18 protein-coding genes and 1 pseudogene are annotated in these 23226 nt (G+C 51.8%); 11 read left to right on the plus strand and 8 right to left on the minus strand.

Annotated features, from left to right (window positions below; translation table 11 throughout):
• The first annotated feature begins 3 nt into the window (after positions 1–3).
• From cpdA to DRI82_RS04525, 4 genes are all read left to right on the plus strand, one after another.
• Positions 4–831 carry a 3',5'-cyclic-AMP phosphodiesterase gene (cpdA, locus tag DRI82_RS04510; RefSeq protein ID WP_114192291.1) on the plus strand — a complete coding sequence of 276 codons (828 nt, stop codon included), beginning with the start codon at positions 4–6 and terminating at the stop codon, positions 829–831.
• Complete coding sequence (gene yqiA / locus DRI82_RS04515; protein WP_114192292.1) at positions 831–1412, plus strand: esterase YqiA; 582 nt, start codon at positions 831–833, stop codon at positions 1410–1412. Before cpdA ends, yqiA begins: the two co-directional genes overlap by 1 nt.
• Positions 1413–1515: 103 nt before the next feature.
• On the plus strand, positions 1516–3411 hold the full coding sequence (gene parE / locus DRI82_RS04520) for a DNA topoisomerase IV subunit B (protein WP_114192293.1): 1896 nt from the start codon (positions 1516–1518) through the stop codon (positions 3409–3411).
• Positions 3412–3503: 92 nt separating this feature from the next.
• A complete protein-coding gene (locus DRI82_RS04525; RefSeq protein ID WP_114192294.1) occupies positions 3504–4400 on the plus strand; it encodes a LysR substrate-binding domain-containing protein in 897 nt (298 codons plus the stop codon).
• A gap of 46 nt (positions 4401–4446) precedes the next feature.
• Here the strand turns inward: DRI82_RS04525 and DRI82_RS04530 are convergent, their stop codons facing one another.
• The gene (locus tag DRI82_RS04530; protein ID WP_114192295.1) at positions 4447–4752 is read right to left on the minus strand and encodes a putative quinol monooxygenase; all 306 of its coding nucleotides are present in this window, start codon (positions 4750–4752) and stop codon (positions 4447–4449) included.
• Positions 4753–4775: 23 nt separating this feature from the next.
• Positions 4776–5357, minus strand: a complete 582-nt coding sequence (locus DRI82_RS04535) for an NAD(P)H-dependent oxidoreductase (protein WP_114192296.1) — start codon at positions 5355–5357, stop codon at positions 4776–4778.
• A gap of 292 nt (positions 5358–5649) precedes the next feature.
• Between DRI82_RS04535 and parC the strand changes: the two genes are divergently transcribed.
• The 3 genes from parC to ftsP all read left to right on the plus strand — a co-directional run bounded on the left by parC (position 5650) and on the right by ftsP (position 10474).
• Positions 5650–7923 carry a DNA topoisomerase IV subunit A gene (parC, locus tag DRI82_RS04540; RefSeq protein WP_114192297.1) on the plus strand — a complete coding sequence of 758 codons (2274 nt, stop codon included), beginning with the start codon at positions 5650–5652 and terminating at the stop codon, positions 7921–7923.
• Between the two features lie 291 nt (positions 7924–8214).
• A complete protein-coding gene (locus tag DRI82_RS04545) occupies positions 8215–8949 on the plus strand; it encodes a 1-acylglycerol-3-phosphate O-acyltransferase (protein ID WP_114192298.1) in 735 nt (244 codons plus the stop codon).
• A gap of 97 nt (positions 8950–9046) precedes the next feature.
• A complete protein-coding gene (ftsP, locus tag DRI82_RS04550; RefSeq protein ID WP_114192299.1) occupies positions 9047–10474 on the plus strand; it encodes a cell division protein FtsP in 1428 nt (475 codons plus the stop codon).
• 38 nt (positions 10475–10512) lie between these two features.
• Here ftsP and DRI82_RS04555 read toward each other — a convergent pair whose 3' ends face one another.
• A complete protein-coding gene (locus tag DRI82_RS04555) occupies positions 10513–11502 on the minus strand; it encodes an ADP-ribosylglycohydrolase family protein (RefSeq protein WP_114192300.1) in 990 nt (329 codons plus the stop codon).
• A gap of 240 nt (positions 11503–11742) precedes the next feature.
• Here DRI82_RS04555 and DRI82_RS04560 point away from each other — a divergent pair, with 240 nt between their 5' ends.
• The gene (locus DRI82_RS04560) at positions 11743–12486 is read left to right on the plus strand and encodes a GntR family transcriptional regulator (protein WP_245956774.1); all 744 of its coding nucleotides are present in this window, start codon (positions 11743–11745) and stop codon (positions 12484–12486) included.
• A gap of 164 nt (positions 12487–12650) precedes the next feature.
• Positions 12651–14886: pseudogene (locus DRI82_RS04565) on the plus strand (YgiQ family radical SAM protein).
• Between the two features lie 47 nt (positions 14887–14933).
• On the opposite strand, the gene dkgA reads toward DRI82_RS04565, so the two are convergent.
• Together dkgA and yqhD are read right to left on the minus strand one after the other, a co-directional pair.
• Positions 14934–15755, minus strand: coding sequence for a 2,5-didehydrogluconate reductase DkgA (gene dkgA, locus DRI82_RS04570; protein ID WP_114192301.1), 822 nt, complete (start codon positions 15753–15755; stop codon positions 14934–14936).
• 106 nt (positions 15756–15861) lie between these two features.
• Positions 15862–17019 (minus strand): alcohol dehydrogenase, encoded by a 1158-nt coding sequence (gene yqhD / locus DRI82_RS04575; RefSeq protein ID WP_114192302.1) that lies wholly within the window; start codon positions 17017–17019, stop codon positions 15862–15864.
• 213 nt (positions 17020–17232) lie between these two features.
• Between yqhD and DRI82_RS04580 the strand changes: the two genes are divergently transcribed.
• Positions 17233–18147 carry an AraC family transcriptional regulator gene (locus DRI82_RS04580; RefSeq protein ID WP_114192303.1) on the plus strand — a complete coding sequence of 305 codons (915 nt, stop codon included), beginning with the start codon at positions 17233–17235 and terminating at the stop codon, positions 18145–18147.
• 84 nt (positions 18148–18231) lie between these two features.
• On the opposite strand, the gene DRI82_RS04585 is transcribed toward DRI82_RS04580, so the two are convergent.
• The 3 genes from DRI82_RS04585 to metC form a co-directional block, all read right to left on the minus strand.
• Complete coding sequence (locus tag DRI82_RS04585) at positions 18232–19461, minus strand: porin (RefSeq protein ID WP_114192304.1); 1230 nt, start codon at positions 19459–19461, stop codon at positions 18232–18234.
• Between the two features lie 333 nt (positions 19462–19794).
• Entirely contained in the window at positions 19795–20466 is a 672-nt protein-coding gene (locus DRI82_RS04590; protein ID WP_114192305.1) for a DedA family protein, read from the minus strand.
• Between the two features lie 163 nt (positions 20467–20629).
• A complete protein-coding gene (metC, locus tag DRI82_RS04595; RefSeq protein WP_114192306.1) occupies positions 20630–21823 on the minus strand; it encodes a cystathionine beta-lyase in 1194 nt (397 codons plus the stop codon).
• A gap of 388 nt (positions 21824–22211) precedes the next feature.
• Between metC and exbB the strand changes: the two genes are divergently transcribed.
• On the plus strand, positions 22212–23225 hold the full coding sequence (gene exbB / locus DRI82_RS04600) for a tol-pal system-associated acyl-CoA thioesterase (protein WP_245956775.1): 1014 nt from the start codon (positions 22212–22214) through the stop codon (positions 23223–23225).
• Position 23226: the final 1 nt, after the last annotated feature.

A 23226-nucleotide genomic window follows, 5' to 3' on the forward strand; every position in this document is an offset into this window, starting at 1 on the left:
CATTTGGAAAGCCTGTTTAAACTGCCTGTGGCGAATGACGCCAAGGTCAGGATTTTACAAATAACTGACACCCATCTTTTTGCGGGTGCAGAAGAAACGTTGTTGGGGGTGAATACTTACCTCAGCTATCGTGCCGTTTTAGATGCGATTATTGCGGAGCGGCGGGAGTTCGACCTGGTGGCTGCTACCGGGGATCTGGCTCAGGATCATTCGTTGGCGGCCTATCGGCATTTTGCCGAGGGCATTCACAGGATCCCGGTTCCTTGCGTCTGGTTACCTGGAAATCATGATTTCCAGCCAGCCATGGTGGATGCGCTGGCCGATGCGGGGATCGCACCTTCCAAACATGTGCTGGTGGGGGAGCACTGGCAGATCATTCTGCTCGATACCCAGGTTTTTGGCGTTCCGCATGGCGAATTGAGTGAGTATCAGATCGAGTGGATGCAGCGTTGTCTGGATGCCTACCCGCAACGCTACACCTTGCTGATGCTGCACCATCATCCTGCGGCGTCCGGCTGTACCTGGCTGGATCAACACAGTTTGCGCAATGCCCATATGCTGGCCGCCGCACTGGCGGACTATCCCCGGGTGAATACGCTGCTTTGCGGACATATTCATCAGGAATTGGATCTCGATTGGTATGGCAGACGTTTGCTGGCCTCGCCGTCGACCTGTGTGCAGTTCAAACCGCATTGCACCAATTTCACTATTGATACGGTCTCTCCGGGCTGGCGTTATCTGGATCTCTATCCTGATGGCCGTCTTGAGACTGAAGTTTGTCGCCTGAAGGGCGAGGAATTCCGGCCGGACATGGACTCGGACGGTTATTGATGAGTACGTTATTGTACCTGCATGGATTCAACAGTTCACCGCGCTCGGCGAAAGCCAGCGCGTTTAAAATCTGGTTAGAGGAGCACCACCCGCATATCACCATGCTCATTCCCCAACTTCCCCCTTATCCAGCCGATGCCGCAGACCTGCTGGAGTCGCTGGTGATGGAACGGGCGGGAGAGGATCTGGGTATCGTGGGGTCCTCTTTGGGGGGCTATTACGCCACCTGGTTGTCGCAATGTTTTGCAGTCCCGGCGGTGGTGGTAAACCCGGCAGTCAAGCCGTTTGAGTTGCTGATTGACTATCTGGGCCAGAATGAGAACCCCTACACCGGGCAGCAATATGTGTTAGAGTCACGCCACGTTTATGATCTGAAAGTCATGCAGATCGATCCTCTGGAGTCCCCGGATTTACTCTGGCTTATTCAGCAGACGGGGGATGAAATCCTCGATTTCCGGCAGGCAGTGGCGTATTACACGTCGTGCAGACAGACCGTTGAATTCGGAGGAAGCCACGCTTTTGTCGGTTTTGAGCATTTTTTCTCGCCGATAGTGGAATTTTTAGGGCTGACGTCCTGCTGAAAAGTCACGACGTTGCTGCCCGCAGATGATACGGCTGGTGTTATCGCCAGAAGGCACCTCACCGCTAGCCCACCAACAACTGACCGCGAATAGTAATCATACGATGAGTCAATCAAGTTATAACGCAGATTCCATTGAGGTACTCAGTGGTCTTGAACCGGTGCGTCGCCGGCCAGGCATGTACACCGATACCTCACGTCCTAACCATCTCGGTCAGGAAGTTATTGATAACAGCGTCGATGAAGCCCTGGCAGGCCATGCCCGCCGCATCGACGTCATTTTGCATGCCGATCAATCATTGGAAGTTACCGATGACGGACGCGGTATGCCGGTTGATATCCATCCCGAAGAAGGCGTGCCCGCCGTTGAGCTGATTCTGTGTCGCCTGCACGCAGGCGGTAAATTCTCCAACAAAAGCTACCAGTTCTCCGGTGGTTTGCACGGCGTCGGTATTTCGGTCGTCAACGCCTTGTCCCGGCGTGTTGAAGTCACGGTTCGACGCGGTGGCGAAGTGTACGACATCGCCTTCGAGAATGGCGAAAAGGTACAAGAGCTGACCGTAACCGGCACCTGCGGCAAACGCAATACGGGAACCCGCGTTCAGTTCTGGCCGGATGAAAGTTTCTTCGACAGCCCGCGTTTTTCCGTTAGCCGTCTCAGCCATCTGTTGAAAGCCAAAGCGGTACTTTGTCCTGGAGTCGAGATCGTCTTCAAAGATGAGGTCAATAACACGGAGCAACGCTGGTGTTATGAAGATGGCTTGACTGATTACCTGATGGAAGCAGTCAATGGCTTGATCACTTTACCGGAAGCCGCCTTTGTTGGTTCTTTCGCGGGTGATACCGAGGCCGTGGACTGGGCACTGCTGTGGTTACCGGAAGGTGGCGAACTACTGACAGAAAGCTATGTCAACCTGATCCCCACGCCACAAGGCGGTACGCACGTTAATGGTCTGCGTCAGGGCCTGCTGGACGCCATGCGCGACTTTTGCGAATACCGGAATATTTTGCCACGCGGTGTAAAACTGTCGGCAGAAGATATCTGGGAACGATGCGCTTATGTGTTGTCAGTAAAAATGCAGGATCCGCAATTTGCCGGGCAGACCAAAGAACGCCTGTCGTCGCGCCAATGTGCGGCATTCGTTTCTGGGGTGGTGAAAGATGCTTTCAGCCTGTGGCTGAACCAGAACGTTCAGGCAGCTGAGCAGTTGGCGGAACTGGCGATTTCCAGTGCGCAACGGCGCATGCGCGCAGCCAAAAAGGTTGTTCGCAAGAAACTGACCAGCGGACCCGCTTTACCTGGAAAACTGGCAGACTGTACGTCGCAGGATCTGAACATGACCGAGCTGTTTCTGGTCGAAGGGGATTCCGCTGGCGGGTCAGCCAAACAGGCGCGCGATCGTGAATATCAGGCCATCATGCCGCTGAAAGGCAAGATCCTGAATACCTGGGAAGTTTCCTCGGACGAAGTGTTGGCCTCGCAGGAAGTCCATGATATTTCCGTTGCGATCGGCATTGACCCTGACAGCGAAGATCTCAGACAACTGCGTTACGGTAAAATTTGTATACTTGCGGATGCGGATTCTGACGGACTGCATATCGCGACGCTGTTGTGTGCATTGTTTGTGCGCCATTTCCGTACTTTAGTCAAAAATGGTCATGTTTATGTCGCGATGCCGCCCCTCTATCGAATCGATTTAGGCAAAGAAGTATTCTATGCTCTTGATGAAGAGGAAAAAGCGGGCGTTCTGGAACAACTGAAACGCAAGCGGGGTAAACCAAACGTTCAGCGCTTCAAAGGGCTGGGTGAGATGAATCCTTTGCAACTGCGTGAAACGACGCTTGATCCTAATACCCGTCGCCTGGTGCAGTTAACGGTGGATGAAGAAGACGTCGATCAAACTCTGGCAATGATGGATATGTTGCTGGCCAAGAAGCGTTCTGAAGATCGCCGTAACTGGCTGCAGGATAAAGGGGATATGGCTGAGTTGTCGGTATAATCAGCCGGAACGGTTAATTGGGGGCTGGATTATACCCTAGATAATTCGCCCCCCAGTTTTACATATCGGTTTTTTATCTCGGGCAGCAGATTATGAAAATCAGCCTTGAAGAATTACTGGCCTTAACTTCCGTTATCGACACCGGTTCTATCACCGCAGCAGCAGAGCAACTCAATCAGACCACTTCTGGCATTAGTCGTGCTATCAGTCGCTTGGAGAAGAAACTGGACACGACGTTCTTGCGTCGCACGACGCGTCGGCTTGAACTGACCGAAGAGGGCTCGCTTTTTTTGGTTCATGCACGCCAAATCATTCAATCGGTTGAGCAGGCCGAAGAGCAGATCGTTCGGCGGCGTCAACATCCGAGCGGTTTGCTGCGGGTGAACGCGGCTGCACCCTTCATGGAACACGTCATTGTACCGCTCATTGCCGGCTTTCGTCGTTTGTATCCACAAATTGAGTTGGAGCTGAACACCGATAACCTGGTGATCGATCTGCTGGAGAAACGCACGGATATCGCTATCCGCATCGGACCACTGCGGGATTCGACCATTCATGCCCGGTTGCTGGGGGCGAGCCGACTGAGAATTCTGGCCAGTCCTGAATATTTACAACGGCATGGTACGCCAGAATGGGCTGAGGATTTGCAAGATCACTGTTTGTTGGGTTTTACCCTGCCAGAATCGTTGAACCGCTGGCCCTTGCTGACGGATAAAGGTGAGCGCCTGCAGATCAAGCCAACAATCACGGCGTCGAGTGGTGAAACGTTGCGTAATCTGGCGCTGCAGGGTGAAGGGATTGTACAACTGGCCGATTATATGACGCGTGAAGATCAACTGCAGGGACGTTTGATCTCTCTGTTGGATCCGTTGATCCTGGATGAGAGCCAACCGATCAATGCGGTGTATTACCGCAATACGCAATTGGCGGCGCGTATCACCTGTTTCCTTGATTACGTTGGCGAGCGAATCAGCGGCCAACGTCTCTGAATATGAAAAAGGCCGCATAAGCGGCCATATTTTTAAAAGAAATCACTCAGGCTTTTTCAAGAATATGGATGACCACATCCAGAACATCCTGTTTGATGGTTGCACGATGCTGGTCCATATGATCCATCTGTTGATGTTGTTCCAGATGGCTGAGGCTTTCCCACTCTTCCAGCATAAAAATGGAATCTGGCGCCGTTTTACGCCATGGAACCTGAGCATTGAAATCCACCATCGGCACGTAGCTGACGCAACCATGTTCAGCGAGCACGGTAGGGAGCAATTTTTCAATCTCTCGCATTACGGCCTCGCGGCGTCCTGGTTTGACTTTGATTTCAGCAATAACGGTGATCATGCCCCACCCCTTGTTACATTCTGTCAGTTGAAAATATTACCCAGATGTTCGCGATAGCGGGCAATATCACCGGTAATATCAGGCTGCTTGATAACATCATTGCACATAAATGTTGGCAGTGCCTCCATCCCGAGGAATTGATTGGCCTTATGGAATGGCAGGTAAACACCATCAACCCCCACGCCGTGGAAGAAATCATCACGGTCGATGAAAGCTTCTACAGGGGCATTCCAGGTCACTGACAGCATGTAGGTTTTGCCCTGGATCAGGCCGCCGGAGCCGTATTTTTTAGAGGCATCGGAACGCGTGCGACCATCGCTAGCGTAGAGTTTGCCGTGACCCTCGGTAAAGACGTCATCAATATATTTTTTCACGATCCATGGCGCGCCCATCCACCAACCTGGCATTTGGTAAATAACGGTATCGGCCCACAGAAAACTCTCCACTTCGGCGGCAATGTCATAACCCTGATCTACCTGGGTCTCACGAATCTCATGCCCATTGTCACGCAAAAAACTGGCGGCGATATCCGTCAGCGTGCTGTTCAACTCACCTTTTGAGTGAGCAAAAGCTTTGCCACCATTGATTATCAGTATCTTGCTCATTTTAGTTCATCTCGTTATGAAAACATTGGCTACAGTTTAACGATCTGGGGCTCGAATGAAAATGTGCGATGGCGCACAACACTATTGACTGTTAAGCAATAAATGGTTGGGTTTTGCTCTTCGGGACGATAAATCCCCCGGCAAAGCGTTGTCATGTGGGCTTGCAGCACCAGCATCTGTGACAGTGATACAGCAGATGATGTACTATCGCGCACAGAACCTGCCACCTACTGCGGGTGTTGGTTAACATTTTTGCGAATGGCAACGCCACGGGTCTGAGGATGAATAATTAATGAGTGAATTGACTCATGACGGTGCAGAGCGCCTTGCACTGCACAAGTTTACAGAGAACGCCTACCTGAACTATTCCATGTACGTCATCATGGATCGGGCGTTACCTTTTATTGGCGATGGCCTGAAGCCCGTTCAACGGCGCATTGTCTATGCCATGTCTGAACTGGGGCTGAACTCCAGCGCGAAGTTCAAGAAGTCGGCCCGTACCGTCGGTGACGTACTGGGTAAATATCATCCGCACGGCGACAGCGCCTGCTATGAAGCCATGGTACTGATGGCACAGCCTTTCTCCTATCGCTACACGCTGGTTGACGGGCAGGGGAACTGGGGTGCGCCGGATGATCCGAAGTCCTTCGCCGCCATGCGTTATACCGAATCGCGCCTGTCCAAATACGCAGAAATACTGCTGCGTGAGCTGGGCCAGGGAACGGTAGATTGGGTGCCAAACTTTGACGGAACGATGGAGGAGCCGAAAATGCTGCCTGCACGTCTGCCAAATATCCTGTTGAATGGCACCACCGGTATTGCAGTAGGGATGGCTACCGATATTCCGCCGCATAACCTGCGGGAAATCGCCAAAGCGGCAGTTATGCTGCTGGAAAAACCCGACACGACGCTTGATGAATTACTGGAATTTGTCCAGGGCCCCGATTATCCGACGGAAGCGGAAATCATTACCCCGCGCGATGAGATCCGAAAAATTTACCAGGGTGGTCGTGGTTCGGTGCGTATGCGCGCTGTATGGAGTAAAGAGGAGGGCGCTGCCGTTATTACCGCGCTGCCGCATCAGGTCTCCGGTGCAAAAGTGCTGGAGCAGATCGCCAACCAGATGCGGGCGAAAAAGCTGCCAATGGTGGAAGATCTGCGTGATGAATCGGATCACGAAAATCCGACGCGTTTGGTGATCGTTCCCCGCTCCAACCGGATAGATCTGGATCAGGTGATGAACCACCTGTTTGCCACTACCGATCTGGAGAGAAGTTACCGCATCAACATGAACATGATCGGTCTGGATCACCGCCCGACGGTAAAAGGGCTGGTGGAGATCCTGACTGAGTGGTTGGCATACCGTCGAAGCACGGTTCGTCGCCGCTTGAACCATCGTCTCGAAAAAGTATTAAAACGTTTGCACATCCTTGAGGGTTTGCTGACGGCATTCCTGAATATCGATGAAGTGATCCATATTATTCGCAGTGAAGATGAGCCGAAGCCCGTATTGATGGAGCGCTTTGCCTTAAGCGACACGCAAGCCGAAGCGATTCTGGAACTGAAATTACGGCACCTGGCCAAGCTGGAAGAAGTGAAAATCCGCGGTGAGCAGGAAGAACTGGCAAAAGAACGCGATCAGTTGCAGGCGTTGCTGGCGTCAGAACGTAAACTGAGCAACTTGATTAAAAAAGAGATCCAGGCAGATGCAGAAGCCTATGGCGATGATCGTCGGTCTCCACTGAAAGAGCGTGAAGAGGCAAAGGCGATGAGCGAGCATGATTTTGTGCCGTCAGAGCCGGTCACCATCGTTCTGTCAGAAATGGGCTGGGTGCGCAGTGCCAAGGGGCATGATATCGATCCATCCGGCCTGAACTACAAGGCGGGTGACAGCTTCCGTGCCGCCGCTCGCGGTAAATCCAACCAGCCGGTGGTGTTCATTGACTCGACCGGGCGCAGTTATGCGTTGGATCCGTTAACGCTGCCATCGGCACGCGGGCAGGGCGAACCTCTGACCGGTAAATTGACGCCGCCACCGGGCGCAACAATTGCGCAGGTGTTGATGGCACCAGACGATCAGAAACTGTTGATGGCGTCAGATGCCGGTTATGGATTCGTCTGTACCTTCAACGATCTGGTTGCCCGCAACCGTGCAGGCAAGGCAATGCTTACCCTGCCTGAAAATGCCAACGCGCTGGCTCCGCTTGAGATTTATGGGCCGGACGACATGTTGCTGTCAATTACGCTGGCTGGCCGCATGCTGATGTTCCCGGTCGCTGATTTACCACAGCTTTCAAAGGGTAAGGGCAACAAAATTGTCTCGATCCCTTCAGCGCAAGTGGTGTCTGGCGAAGATCGGTTGGCGTGGTTGTTTGTGCTGCCACCGCAGACGTCGGTGACGTTGTACGTGGGCAAACGCAAGTTGACGCTGCGTCCGGAAGACTTGCAGAAGTTCCGTGCCGAGCGTGGCCGTAAAGGCACGTTGTTGCCGCGGGGCCTCCAGAAGATTGATCGTGTTGAAGTCGATGCTCCGGCACGGCCACCTTCGGGCGACAGCGAAGAGTAAATTCCCGACGCAATGTCCGTCAGAGTGTGCCCGCATACTCTGACGGTTTTATTATCACGCGTCAGGCAAGTCGTTCTGTTCAAGTGGAAAATTCAGCCATTATTCACTTTTTGCATTAATATAACCGTTGTATCGCTCAGGCTGAGGCTTGAAAATAGCGGTGATTAAATGTCAGGTGAGCAGGGCGCCTTCTTATATAAGAATTCCCCTAGATGATTAAGCAAGGGATCCGTGCGGTTTTTTGCGGTTTTGCCGCAATACCGACGACGGTTGCAGGCTAAAGAGGTTGTTATGCTAGGTATTTTGCGTGTCATTATTGTCACCTTACTCTGTACCCTTATTTGTATTGTCGGTTCTGTCTATTGCATTTTCAGTCCGCGAAACCCACGCCATGTGGCGACGTTTGGCCATATGTTTGGCCGTCTGGCTCCGATTTTCGGTTTAACGGTGGAAACCCGCATTCCTCCTGACGTCAGTGAGTACGGTAACTGTATCTATATTGCCAACCATCAGAATAATTACGATATGGTGACGGTTTCCAACGCCTTACAGCCGCGCACGGTGACCGTTGGCAAGAAAAGTCTGGCGTGGATCCCCTTCTTTGGGCAACTTTACTGGCTGACCGGTAATTTGCTGATTGACCGGGAAAACCGTGCCAAAGCGCATGGCACCATTGCGCAAATTGCCGAGCAGTTTCAGAAGAAAGATATCTCGATCTGGATGTTTCCTGAAGGAACCCGCAGTCGTGGGCGCGGGCTGATGCCTTTCAAAACGGGGGCTTTTCATGCGGCCATTACAGCCGGTGTACCGATCGTGCCGATTTGTGTGTCCAATACCCACGGCAAAGTGAAGATGAATCGCTGGTCGAATGGTCTGGTTCTTATTGAAATGCTGCCGCCTGTCGACACCTCGCAATATAGTAAAGAGCGGGTACGTGACCTGTCGGAGTATTGCCAACGGATCATGCAGGAAAAGATCGCTCAGCTTGATGCTGAGGTAGCGCAGCGCGAAGCGGCGAAGAAATAAATAATAACGTCGAATCTACTTTTTTATTTTCGCCCGATGGGTACGTTATCAGGCGGGTTGCATAAACAGTTTTGAGATTGCTTTTCACGGAGAAAATATGTCACTCAGTCGACGTCAGTTTATACAGGCATCGGGCATGGCGATGGTTGCAGGAGCCATGCCGCTGAGGGCACAGGCGAGTGGACCGCAAGCGGCATTACCTGTTCCACCCTTATTGGAGTCGCGCCGTGGTCAGCCCGTATTTCTAACCATGCAAAATGCGCATTGGTCTTTTATTGGCGGCAATAAAGCCAATGTCTGGGGGCTGAATGGTATGTACCTTGGCCCGACCGTGCGTGTTTACAGTGGCGATGACGTAAAACTGATTTACAGCAACCGACTGGCTGAGCCGGTGTCGATGACGGTCAGTGGCTTACAGGTACCGGGCTCCCTGGTGGGTGGGGCGGCGAGAATGATTTCCCCCGGCGTCGACTGGTCGCCGGTATTACCGATTCGTCAGCCCGCAGCGACTTGTTGGTATCATGCCAACACGCCAAACCGCATGGCTCCCCATATCTATAACGGTCTGGCGGGAATGTGGCTGGTTGAGGACAGCGTCAGCAAGTCCTTGCCGTTGCCCAATCACTATGGCGTTGATGATTTTCCGGTGATCCTGCAAGACAAGCGTCTGGATAACTTCGGCGTGCCGCAATATGACTCACCGGGGCAAGGCGGTTTTGTCGGTGATACGTTGCTGGTCAACGGTGTACAGAGTCCTTTTGTCGAAGTCTCACGCGGATGGGTGCGTTTGCGGTTATTGAATGCCTCCAACTCCCGTCGTTATTTGCTGCAGCTCAGCGATGGCCGTCCCTTCAACGTCGTTGCCTCCGATTTGGGCTTCTTGCCTGCACCGGTTAGTGTTCAGCGATTGTCCCTTGCGCCGGGTGAACGTCGCGAGGTGGTCATTGATATGTCACAGGGTGACGAGGTGTCGATTACCGCGGGTGAGTCAGCGGGGATTATGGATCGTTTGCGCGGTCTGTTCGAACCCTCAAGCATTTTGATTTCAACGCTGGTTCTGACCTTGAAACCCACCGGCCTGTTGCCTCTGGTCACCGATAATCTGCCCATGCGTTTGCTGCCGGATCAAATCCTCAGCGGTAACGTCGTGCGTACCCGCGAATTCCGCCTGGGAGACAGTCTGCCGGGCATCAACGGTGCTATCTGGGATATGAACCGTATCGATGTGCAGGCGCTGCAAGGTACCTGGGAACGCTGGAAGATCCACGCAGATATGCCGCAGTCTTTTCACATTCAGGGGGTCTCTTTCCTGGTGAAGAACGTCAATGGCGCAGCGCCATTGGTGGAGGATTCTGGCTTCAAGGACACCGTTTGGGTGGATGGTGATGTCGATCTGCTGGTCTATTTCAATCAGCCTTCGTTCGAGCACTTCCCCTTCCTCTACTACAGCCAAACGCTGGAGATGGCCGATCGGGGTTCAGCGGGTCAATTGTTGGTTCAACCCGCTGTGCTGTTATCCCAATAACGCTTCTGCTGAAATTGGAAAGTCATTTAAACCAGACGCTACGCGTTGGCCTTTTCTCTCAGTTGAAGAAGTGAGGACGCGTAATACGGTAAATTGACGGTGTTGACCTGGCTGATGAGTTCGATCCAATCGGCAGGGAACGCGTCAATGCCATGAATTGCCCCGCAAATGGCAGTCGCCATTGCGCCGATGGTGTCAGTATCGCCCCCTAAATTTGCCGACAAAATGGCGCAACGTACCGGGTCCGTATTGGCACATTCCACGATTGCCAACGCCATGGGGATGGATTCAATGCTGTCCATTCCTGCACCAAGCGTTTGGTACAACTCATACAGCATCTGATCGTCGGGCAGCGCATGCAGCGATTCTGCCAATGAGAGTGCGCGGGTGATTCGTCGCCCCAGCGATGGGCTACAGGTCGTGATTAGCTCGTTTTGTACCCGATCGGTCAGCTCGGGCAGCGCCTGTTTTATCTCCTGCCAGGAACCCCCCTCAATCGCCTGACTCACTGACCAGGCGATTGCGAATGCACCCGCCACGGCGATATCAGATTTATGGGTGGGGCTACAGGATTGGCGAACAACGTTAATGAAGGCGGGTAAATCAGCCGTGCTGAACGCACAGCCCAGGGGGGAAATACGCATTGCCGCACCGTTGGTTATCCCGTTGGCCGGGATATTTTTAACCGCTATTCCGGCGCGAACTGTGATAAGCGCAGCTTTGGATGTGGGACCGAGGATGTTTTTTTCGAAGGCGTCAACACTCTCTGCCCACTCCAGGATTTTAATCGCGATCAACTCAGGATCGACGCGTCCATGGGCTTCAATCAGTGATTCGGCGAGAGTAATGGCCTGTTGTGTATCGTCCGTGAACTCTCCTGCAATGTACTCATTAGCTGAAATGTTCTCTTCTTGTCCCGGCAGAAAACGATCTATCCAACCAAAATGCTGGCGCACTCTCGACTGCGGCCAAAGCTCAGAAGGCATGCCCATGGCATCCCCTGCCGCCTGTCCAAAGAGTGCGCCCATAATTGCTCCATATGGCGCTGTTTTTGGATTCTTTTTTATAATTTTCACTGCAAGCTCCCTGATGCTGGAGTGAGTATTTCTATTGCCAGCCTTTTCAGAATAGACGAAAAAATGTTCCGAACGAGTCCAATATAGATCCAATTGATCAGAATGTGATGTGTATCGATATCCAATGAAAGCCATAAATCTTAATTACAGCTAATCTTGAGGAAACGCGTTGAATTCTGTCAGGGTAAATCTATGCATGAACCGCATGGCTTTCTTCATCAGGTGAAGATGGCTTTTGAACACAGTGCGTTAGCGCCAAGATACATTCAGTTGGCCACGGGTATTGAAGAGGTGATCAGCTCGGGTGGATTAAGCGCCGGTGACTTCTTGCCACCGGAACGGGTGATGGCCGAGGCTTTGCAACTCTCACGGGTGACTATCAGTAAAGCCCTCGCCGTGCTGGAAGAGAAACAACTGATTTCGCGCCTGCAGGGGATCGGCACGCGGATTAATCCGCAGATCCATTATTCGCTCATCAATGAAGCGGGTTTTACTGCTCACGTCATCCGCCACGGTGGCAGTGTCAGTAATCAGTGGTTGCTGCGTTGTCTTATACCCGCTTGCGCCAGGATAGCCAAGTTTCTCGGGCTTGCGGTGGATACGCAAGTCGCCAAACTCCGCCGTTTACGCTTGATGAACGGTGAACCCGTCTCTCTGGAAACCACTTACATTCCGACGGATTTCCTGCCAGAGCCCGAGAAAGTGGATGAATCGCTGTACGCGCTTTGGCAATCCAAGGGCATTAATCCAGATAAAAAACAGTTTAATTTGAAAGCATTGGCGTGCAGCGCGGACGTGGCTGAATTGCTTAATATTGAACCCGGAACACCACTGCTGCGAATTCAACAGATAAGCCGCGATGCTCAGGGAAACATTCTGGAGTTTAGCGAGACGCTGTGCCGCAGCGATATTTATGAGTTGGAAGTGTGGGGATGAGCTTTCAGCCTTTGCGCCGATTTTCTGGCAAAAATTGATCCTGCAAAATTATTTGACAGATAACCCTCTTCTTAGTGCTGCTAAATGCGTATAATCCCGCCCCTGTTTATTGGCGGAATGTTGCGCATTCCTGCCGCCAGCCCTTGGATACCGACGAGTTACCGATGACCCCAATCAGCCTGATCCAGCCAGAACGCGATCTCTTCTCCTATAAGCCCTACTGGGCCGAGTGTTTTGGCACTGCGCCTTTCCTGCCAATGAGCCGCGAAGAGATGGATCTGCTTGGCTGGGACAGTTGCGACATCATAGTGGTCACCGGCGACGCGTATGTCGATCATCCCAGTTTTGGCATGGCTATCGTAGGGCGCATGCTGGAAGCGCAGGGGTTTCGTGTGGGCATTATTGCCCAGCCGGATTGGACCAATAAGCAGGATTTCATGCGGTTAGGCAGGCCGAACCTTTTCTTCGGCGTCACTGCCGGGAATATGGACTCGATGATCAATCGCTATACCGCCGATCGTAAAATGCGTCATGACGATGCCTATACGCCAGACAATCTCAGCGGTAAGCGCCCCGATCGCGCAACGGTGGTCTACAGCCAGCGCTGTAAAGAAGCCTACAAAGAGATCCCGGTTGTGCTGGGTGGGATTGAGGCCAGCCTAAGGCGCATTGCCCATTATGATTACTGGTCTGATACGGTGCGCCGCTCAGTGCTGGTCGATTCCAAAGCGGATATGCTGGTGTACGGAAATGGCGAGCGGCCTTTGGTTGAACTGGCTCATCGCCTGGCGGCAGGGGAAAAGATCGCGACCATTACTGATGTGCGCAACACGGCGATTATGCGAAAAGAGGCGTTGCCAGGATGGAGCGGAGTTGACTCTACCCGCCTGGATAAACCGGGCCGCATTGAGCCAATCCTGAATCCCTATGGCGACGATCTGCCGTGTGCGGAGGCAACGGGCGACACCGAGGCCAAACCGATCACGGTGAGGGCGGCTAAACCCAAGCCGTGGGAAAAGACCTATGTTTTGCTGCCTTCCTATGAAAAAGTGAAAGCTGACAAAGTGTTGTATGCCCATACCTCACGTATTTTGCATCATGAAACCAATCCGGGGTGCGCCCGGGCGCTGATGCAAAAACATGGCGATCGTTATCTTTGGGTCAACCCACCGGCTATTCCGCTGAGTACCGATGAGATGGACAGCGTATTTGCGCTGCCATACCAACGTATCCCGCATCCGGCTTATGGTACCTCGCGGATCCCGGCCTACGACATGATCCGTTTTTCAATCAATATCATGCGTGGCTGCTACGGTGGTTGTTCATTCTGTTCCATCACCGAACACGAAGGGCGTATTATCCAGAGCCGTTCTGAATCGTCGATCATTCGTGAAATCGAAGAGATTCGCGACAAAGTGCCGGGTTTTACCGGGGTGATCTCCGATTTGGGTGGGCCAACTGCCAACATGTATATGCTGCGCTGCCAATCACCCAAGGCTGAACAGACCTGTCGTCGTGCGTCGTGCGTTTACCCGGAAATCTGTACCCATATGGACACCAACCACGAGCCAACGATCAAACTATACCGTCGTGCGCGGGCCTTGGACGGGGTGAAAAAAATCCTGATTGCGTCTGGCGTGCGTTACGATCTGGCCGTTGAAGATCCCCGTTATATCAAGGAATTGGCAACGCACCACGTGGGTGGGTATTTGAAGATTGCGCCGGAGCACACCGAGCAGGGGCCGTTATCAAAAATGTTGAAGCCGGGGATGGGAAGCTACCAGCGTTTCAAGGAGCTGTTTGATACCTATTCCCGTCAGGCGGGCAAAGAGCAGTATCTGATCCCCTATTTCATCGCTGCCCATCCCGGAACGCAGGACGAAGATATGGTGAATCTGGCGCTGTGGCTGAAAAAGAATCGTTTCCGCCTCGATCAGGTACAAAACTTCTATCCTTCGCCGATGGCGACCTCAACGACGATGTATTACACCGGAAAAAACCCGCTGGGCAAGGTGGATTACAAAAGTGAGGATGTGGTGGTACCGCGCGGTGATCGTCAGCGGCGTCTGCATAAAGCTCTGCTGCGCTATCACGATCCGGCGAACTGGCCATTGATCCGCAATGCGTTGGAAGAGATGGGTCTGAAGCATTTGATCGGTAGCCGCAGGGAGTGCCTGATCCCGGCACCGTCGATTGAGGAGAGCCGGGCAGCGAAGCGCATGGTGCGTAATAGCCAACCCGCGATGACCAAGCATACGGGACAACCGTCGCCGCGTCCTGCGACAGCGCCAGTGGCGAAGGCACTGAAGCGTAAAGTCCGCACGCCGACCAAAAGCCGCTAAAAGGCTATGTCGAGAAGACAGTGTTGATAAGTCTATGTTGATAAGACTATGCCGGTAACGCGTTGCAGACAAAAAACCCCGCTTGCGCAGGGTTTTTTACATGGTTTATTTCGTGTCCGGATCCGGCCCCAGACGTTTACCGGCATCCAGTTTGGCAATCTGACTCAGCTCATCTTTATCCAGACGGAAATCAAAAACGTTGAAGTTTTCGACGATACGTTTTGGCGTTACGGATTTAGGGATAGCAATTAAGCCGCAGTCGAGATGCCAGCGAATGACGATTTGCGCAGGCGTTTTTTCGTACTTCGCGGCCAGTTTACTAATCACATCCTGTTCGAAAACCCCTTCGCCACCCTGAGCCAGCGGGCTCCAGGATTCTGTGGCGATATTGTGTGTGGCATTCCAGGCGTGTAACTGGCGCTGTTGTAGCAATGGATGAAGTTCGATCTGGTTAACAACCGGTGCTGAACCGGTTTCATCAAGCAGACGTTGCAGATGCGGAATGTGGAAATTACACACGCCAACGCTTTTGGCCAAACCCTGCTCTTTTAACTTGAGCAATTTCCTCCATGCCTCAACAAACTTATTCTGCCTGGGTTCTGGCCAATGGATAAGGTAGAGATCGACATAATCGAGCTTGAGTTTTTTCAGGCTCTCTTCAAGAGCTTGCTGGGGATTATCTTGATCATCGTTCCAGAGCTTGGTCGTGATAAACAGCTCGTCGCGCGGTACCGGCGTAGCCGCCAGCGCGTTACCGACGCCGACTTCATTCTGGTAGATAGCCGCCGTATCAATATGGCGATAGCCCGTTTCCAGCGCTTTTTCGATAGCAGTAACAACGTCCTCGTTGCTTGCCTGCCATACGCCCAGACCCAACTGCGGCATCAGATTGCCATCGTGGAGTTTGATGATGGGTTGCGTTGCCATGAGTATCCCCTCGTTAGCTTATGCGTGGTAACTGGTAAGTTTAGTTGAAGGCGTCATGCTTTGCCGAGTTTGCCGGAGAACGCTGCCGATTCCGGCAGTAAACGAATCAGCGTGCCGCTTCATAAATGCGCTGGCTGTCTGCCAGTCGAATGTCCTGGTGCTCGCCCAATGTCGTCATGCCATGCTCTTCCAACTTGGCCAACAGAGCCGGGATAGTGCTTCCATCCAGATCGTAATCCGCCAGACGGGTAGGAACGCCCATCTGCTCGAAAAAGTGGCGAGTTGCGGCAATGGCGGCATCAATGCGCTGATCGTCGCTGCCCGTACGCAGACCCCATACGCGCTCAGCGTATTGCAGTAGCTTGGCATGTTTCTGTGACCGTTTTTCATTCAACAGTGCAGGTAAAACCACCGCCAGCGTTTGGGCATGATCCATACCGTGCATCGCTGTCAGCTCGTGACCCAACATATGGGTTGCCCAGTCTTGCGGTACGCCAGCGCCAATCAGGCCGTTAAGAGCCATGGTGGCGCTCCACATAACATTGGCGCGCACGTTGTAGTTTTCCGGTTCTTTCAAGGCGCGTGGGCCTTCTTCGATCAGCGTCAACAGCAGACCTTCGGCAAAACGATCCTGCACTTTGGCATCGACCGGATAGGTCAGGTATTGCTCAACGGTATGCACAAAGGCGTCGACAACGCCATTGGCAATTTGACGCGCAGGCAGGCTATAAGTCACAACGGGATCAAGCACGGCAAATTCAGGGAAAACGTGTGGTGAGAAAAAGTGCTGTTTGTCGCCGGTGCTGCGGCGGGTAATCACGCCACCGCTGTTGGACTCTGAACCGGTTGCAGGCAGTGTCAGCACGGCTCCCATAGGAACTGCCGAGGTAATTTCGCTGCCCACGGTCTCGATGATATGCCACGGTTCTTTCGCATAATTTGCGGCTGCAGCGATAAATTTGGTGCCATCCAATACAGAACCACCGCCAACGGCCAGCAGGAAGGTGATTTTTTCTTTGTGGACTTGTTCGACCGCCTTCATCAATGTTTCGTAAGCCGGATTGGGTTCAATGCCGGAGAACTCCTGCACATCGAAATCATGCAGCGCGGTATAAACCTGATCCAGCACGCCATTTTTTTTGATACTGCCGCCACCGTAGGTGATCAACACGCGGGCACCAGCAGGGATCTCGTTGCGCAGTTGGGCAATTTGTCCTTCGCCAAAGAGGATTTTTGTCGGGGTGTGGAGAATGAAGTTTTGCATGGTCTATCGATCCTTAACGCTGTTTAATGGTAGTTACAGAGAGATTTTTTCTCGTCGTAACGACGAAAGCAGGCTGCTATTGTCGATAAGAACAGCGATGAGCACAATGCACATTCCTGCGAGTGGTTAGCCTATTCCTACAAACTTCTGTAGAAAATGGTTCGTTTGAGGCACTATGGATGCTGAATAATTTCTGCTTGGAGAACTTCTGATATGGCGGGCATCGAGAACCTGAGCGCCAGAATGGCTGCGCAGGTAGCAAAATTGGCAGGCGATAATGCATTTACGCAGTCACCCGTACCTCAGGTGAAACTTCTCTATACCACCTGTCATCAGCCGCGCCAACCGGTCATGTACAGCCCGAGCATCGTGATTATCTTTCAGGGAAAGAAGGTCGGTTATCTGGGCAGAACGACATTTTCTTACGATCCCCATAACTACCTGTTGCTCACCGTGCCGTTGCCCTTTGAGTGTGAAACCTTTGCCAGTCCGGAACAGCCATTGGCGGGGATCTCGATCGGTGTTGATACAATAATGCTGCAGGATTTACTGATTGATATCGGTGATGATGTGCCATCCAATCATAAAACACCGGCATCAGGCATTACCCCATCCCCGTTGGGTGATGAAATATTATGTGCCACCGAGCGGTTGCTGGACGTCATGAGCAAACCGTTGGATGGCCGGGTGCTTGGGCCACAGATTGTGCGGGAGATACTCTTTTATGTGCTGACCAGTGATAACGGCGGCGCACTACATGCATTGGTCAATCGGCATACCCATTTCAGCCAAATCGCCAAATCGCTGCGGCGCATCGAGAGCCAGTATTCAGATAATCTCAGCGTTGAGCTATTGGCAAACGAAGTGAACATGAGTGTCTCGGCTTTCCACCATAATTTTAAAGCCGTCACCAGCACGTCTCCGTTACAGTATCTAAAAACCTACCGTCTGCATAAGGCGCGAATGTTGATGATTCACGATGGCCTCAACGCGGGCTCAGCGGCCATCAGTGTCGGTTATGAAAGTGCCTCGCAATTCAGTCGCGAATTTAAACGCTATTTCGGTTTAACGCCCACCGATGAAGTCACCCGGTTGCGGGATAATAGTGCAACGTCGTCGATGCGATAAAAAAACCGGTGCGAGCGACACCGGAAAAATAAAAACAACTATTTCAAGGAAAAAGAAAAATGCGGGGTACAGGGAATAATAGCGTCAGAAATAGATCCGCATCCCTACAGCGATACGATTATCATCTCCTACGCTGGCATAATCATATTGAGTTTGCGTTGTGATATCGGTCCATTTGTCAGCTTCAGTTTCGATGTAGGCATATTCGCTCCACACCACGATATTCTTTGTGAAATTATAATCGGCCCCGATGACCACTTTTTGTTCCTTCCAATTGGCGATATTCTCGTCACCGTCTTTCAGATAATAGCCACCATAAATATTGCCATCGCCATATTTCCAGTTGGCACCCAATCCAAGCAGATTGACCCTGGCTTTATTATCCACAAAGAATACCGCTTCACGCTGGGCATAATCACTGCGATCGTTGTCATAGCCTACATCGCCAGACCAGACGTTGTTCATGAATAACTGACCGACATCAGCGGAAAGCGACACGCCGACATCGTCAAAGGTGTATTTGACCGAGGCTCCCCAGATCGATTCTTCCCCATCCTGCCCGTTGGCATCATGAAGTACGGTGGCGTCTGACGACGTATAGGCACCTCCCGAATTTTCCACTTTGGCATAGCCATAACCAGCCCCCAGATTCCAGCCGCCGTTATGGTAGAACGCCGCGAGTGTGTAGGCGTGATCAACGCCGTTGCCCCAGCTATCGCCGTCATCATCTGTTTGCAACGTGTAGGAGCCGCCGACACTGAAACCGTTGAAATCGGCACTCATCACGCGAATTGAGTTGGATACCCGGCCAATGAAGTTGTTGTCACCGCCATCGGAGCCGCTGGTGCGCCCGATAAAACCGCCGTTATAGGCACCAAAGTCGAGTGTGCCACCATATTCATAGGTGAAGTCAGAGGTTGGCATGTCATCAAAAGGCGAGGTAATACGGCCAAACGTCAGGTCACCGAGATCGTCCACGCGAAAACCCACCCAACCCTGACGATTATCCATTTGAAAATCGCCTTCGCCCGACTGGGTATCATTGCCGAATTCAATGTATCCAATCCCATGTGCGCTACCACCATTAGAGGCGTGATCAATACCAAAACCAAATCGAGAACTCTGATCCTGCAATTGCAGGTTATCTTTTCCCGGAGAGTATTGTTTACGTGAATCCGAATTTTCCAGCCACAGACGTAATGAACCGGTGAAATCAATCTTCGTCCCATCATTATTATAAAGGGTCGCGGAGTTTGCTGTTGAGGAAATGAAAAGCACCGGAAGTATTATTGCCATGATTTTCTTGTTAAACATAAGACGTCCTTATTCTTAGTAATATTCAGAATAGTAAAATTAGAGCGGAATAATTGACCGTAAAAATTTACGTGGACATCTAATCGTTAACGGTGTTTTTTTACAATTTATAATAATTTAAGGTGGGGTTTATTGTTGGTTAAATAAGTTATGGTTAGTTTTAAGGCAATGTGAGCTATAGTAATGTATTGGTAAATAATAATATTCTTATCATATATTGATTGAATGAAAATTATGGTGTTAATTTTCCCTGTAATTAATAAGATATGCCTGCTAATGGAATGTTCATTATTAACAGGCTTACAAAGTGAAAACCTCCACAGCATGCGGATATTATTGCTGATCGTCGGCCGGGCAATATTTTCTGCGCCAGACCATAATGCACGCTCCCGTCAGCCCAATTACCAGCAGCAATACCGGAAGAATCATAAGCGCGGCCATCACCTGATCCTCATGGCGTTTCACCAAAGGAATATGGCTGAATGCATAACCCAGGGTGATTACCACACCGACCCACAGCAAGCCGCTTAGCCAGTTGAATATCTGGAAACGGGTATTATCGAGCCCTGAAATACCCGCAATGGTTGGCAAGAGTGTACGGACAAATGCCAGAAAACGCCCCGCTAACAGCGCCATCAACCCATGACGATTAAAAAGATAGTAAGCGCGTTGATGGTAGTGAGCGGGGAGTTGCAGCAACCAACCCCTGACTATTTTGGTTTCCCCAAGCCAACGCCCCTGCAGATAGCTGAACCAACAGCCCAGACTGGCCGCCACCGTCAGAATGATCAACGTTGGAATAAAGCTCATCACCCCTTTGGCGATCAACGCCCCCGTCAGCAGCAGAAGACTGTCGCCCGGCAGGAATGAGGCGGGCAACAGACCATTTTCCAAAAACAACGTGGTAAAGAGCACGCCATAAATTACCCAAATCATGCCTGGCTGCGCCAGCGCACTGAAATCCTGTTGCCAAAGCGCATGGAGAATTTCTTTTATTACAGCCATATCTCATCCCGTCGCTATAATGTTCTTCTTTTGTATCAGTGTACTCTGAAGCAGGCTGATTCACATTGATCAAAGACCCCACAGATATTTTATATTTATTGAGGTTTAGCGAAACAGGCGCTGTAGTCGCCTGTTGCTCAACGAAGTGAATCTGGGGGGAATCTTACAATAGAGCCAACCGGGTAAAACCCGCATCCAAATCTTCTATCAGGTCTTCGCAGTTTTCCAAACCGATATGCAAGCGGATTAGCGTCCCGGTGAAGGCTATTTCTTCTGCTGGTCTGATGGCCTGTAACTCTTCAGGCTGATTGGCCAGAATCAGGGATTCAAAGCCGCCCCAGGAGTAGGCCATGCTGAAATGGGTAAAGTGATCGAGATATTCAGACAACTGTCGATCGCTCAACCGCTGGTGGAGAATAAAGGAAAACAGCCCGCAACTGCCGGTAAAATCGCGTTGGTAGAACTCATGACCAGGACATCCGGGTAGTGCAGGGTGGTGAACTGCCGCCACCTCTGGGCGTTCTGCCAACCAGCGTGCCACGGCGATGCTGCTGGTTTCATGCTGTTTAAGGCGTACGCCGAGCGTACGCAAACCACGGCTGGCAATATAGGCAGTGTCTGCGTCAACCATTTGCCCCATCAGATAGGAGTGTTCCCGCAATTGATCCCAACAACGTTCGTTGGAAACCGCAGTGCCAATCATGGCATCGGAGTGACCAATAATGTATTTGGTTGCGGCCTGAATTGAGATATCTATACCAAAATCAAGGGCTTTAAACAGAATGCCGGATGCCCAGGTATTGTCGATCATCACCACCAAATCCGGCGAAATAGCGCGCGCGGCATTTACAATGCCAGGAATATCGGGCACCTCCATGGTGATCGAGCTCGGCGACTCGAGGAATAACACTTTGGTATTGGGTCGCACTAAATCAGCGATGCGCTCACCTATCATCGGTGGGAAATAGGTGGTACTGACGTTCAGCTTGGCGAGTATTTTCTCGCAAAAATCCTGGGTAGGTTCATAGGCTGAACCAATCATCAAAATATGGTCGCCCGCTGCAACGAAAGAGAGAATTGCATTGCTCACTGCGGCAGCACCGCAAGGATAAAGCGCACAGCCCGCGCCACCTTCGAGCTCGACCATGGCTTCCTGAAAAGAAAAATGGGTCAGCGTACCGCGACGGCCATAAAACAGTTCACCTTTTGCCCGATTGGCCGTTGCATGCTTTTTATCTGCCACGGTGTCGAAGACCAATGATGAAGCCCGCTGAATCACAGCATTTACCGATCCCTGAGTGAATTTTTTCCTGCGGCCTGCGCTAACCAATGCTGTGTCGATTTTCTTTCCGGACATGATGCCTTTTCACCTTGTTTGCTATGTTGCCGTCCCTCATCCGGGGGGCGTGGCCAAATGCTGTCTTTACCTTACGTTATCATGATGATTGTCAGGGTGGGGATGCTTTTACCTTCTGGACGTCCAAATAAGGAGGAATGTCGGCCATGAGAAGGAAAAACCCCAGACTACGCGAAAAAATCCGGGTTAATCGATATAACGGCCCAAGATTCATATTGATAAAGCACAACTCACCGTCACAATGCGCAATTTATGCCCTTTTCTTTGATGTCACGCCCGGCCAACTATGTAAATAATAATGAGAACCACTATCAATCCGCGCCACTTTTGATATGATCCGACGCTGATTTCTTCCTTTACAATTGCTGATTTTGGGTGGAGGCGTAGCGTGAAAACGGCTCGCATGAACATGATACAAGAGACGGTGGGGTGTGGGCAGCGCCTGCAACGAGGGAAAACGGCTACCTGGAGAACGATTCTGGCATCGCTGTTGCTGGTCGTCGGTTTGGGTGCTGGCATAACAGGCAATGCGGTGGCAGCCCCTGCATCAGCGGTTGCCAATGCCAACGGCTCTGCTGCGCAAAGTGCGCCAGCGGCACAAAATCCAGGTACAGCACCGATTACTGCCGAGGCCACCGCGCCTACGTTCAGTCAGCCATTGTCCACCAGTGAACAGCCTGTTTTGCCCAAGGATCTTTCCGTACTCGGTATGTATCAGAATGCTGACATTGTCGTTAAAACGGTAATGATTGGTTTGATGCTGGCATCCGTTGTTACCTGGGCGATTCTGTTTGCCAAGAGCAGTGAACTCTTTGTTGCCAAACGTCGTTTACGTCGTGAACTGGATGCCCTTGTCCCGGTGACTACGCTGGATGAAGCGTCAAATGTCGCCGAGAGTTTCCATGAAAGCAGCATCAGCAGCCTGTTACTGCGTGATGCCCAGAACGAGCTCGATCTCTCGTCTGAGTCGATGGATAACGCGGGCATTAAAGATCGAACCGGTTTCCGACTTGAACGTCGTGTTGCCGCCGCCAGCCGGCATATGGGACGGGGCAACGGTTATTTGGCCACGATTGGGGCCATTTCGCCCTTCGTCGGGTTGTTTGGTACCGTTTGGGGCATTATGAACAGCTTTATCGGCATCGCCCAAACTCAGACCACCAATTTGGCCGTCGTTGCACCGGGTATCGCAGAAGCACTCCTGGCAACGGCTATCGGTCTGGTTGCCGCAATCCCTGCCGTGGTCATCTACAATATTTTCGCCCGTCTGATCGCCACTTACCGCCATCAGGTTGGGGATGTGGCCGCCCAAATCCTGCTGTTACAGGGACGCGATCTGGATCTTGCGGCGAGTGCCGATGCCCGTCGTTCGCAGCCCAATCATCAACTGCGCGTGGGGTAAG

This window comes from Edaphovirga cremea, from assembly GCF_003332275.1.
In the GTDB taxonomy this organism is placed as follows: domain Bacteria; phylum Pseudomonadota; class Gammaproteobacteria; order Enterobacterales; family Enterobacteriaceae; genus Edaphovirga; species Edaphovirga cremea.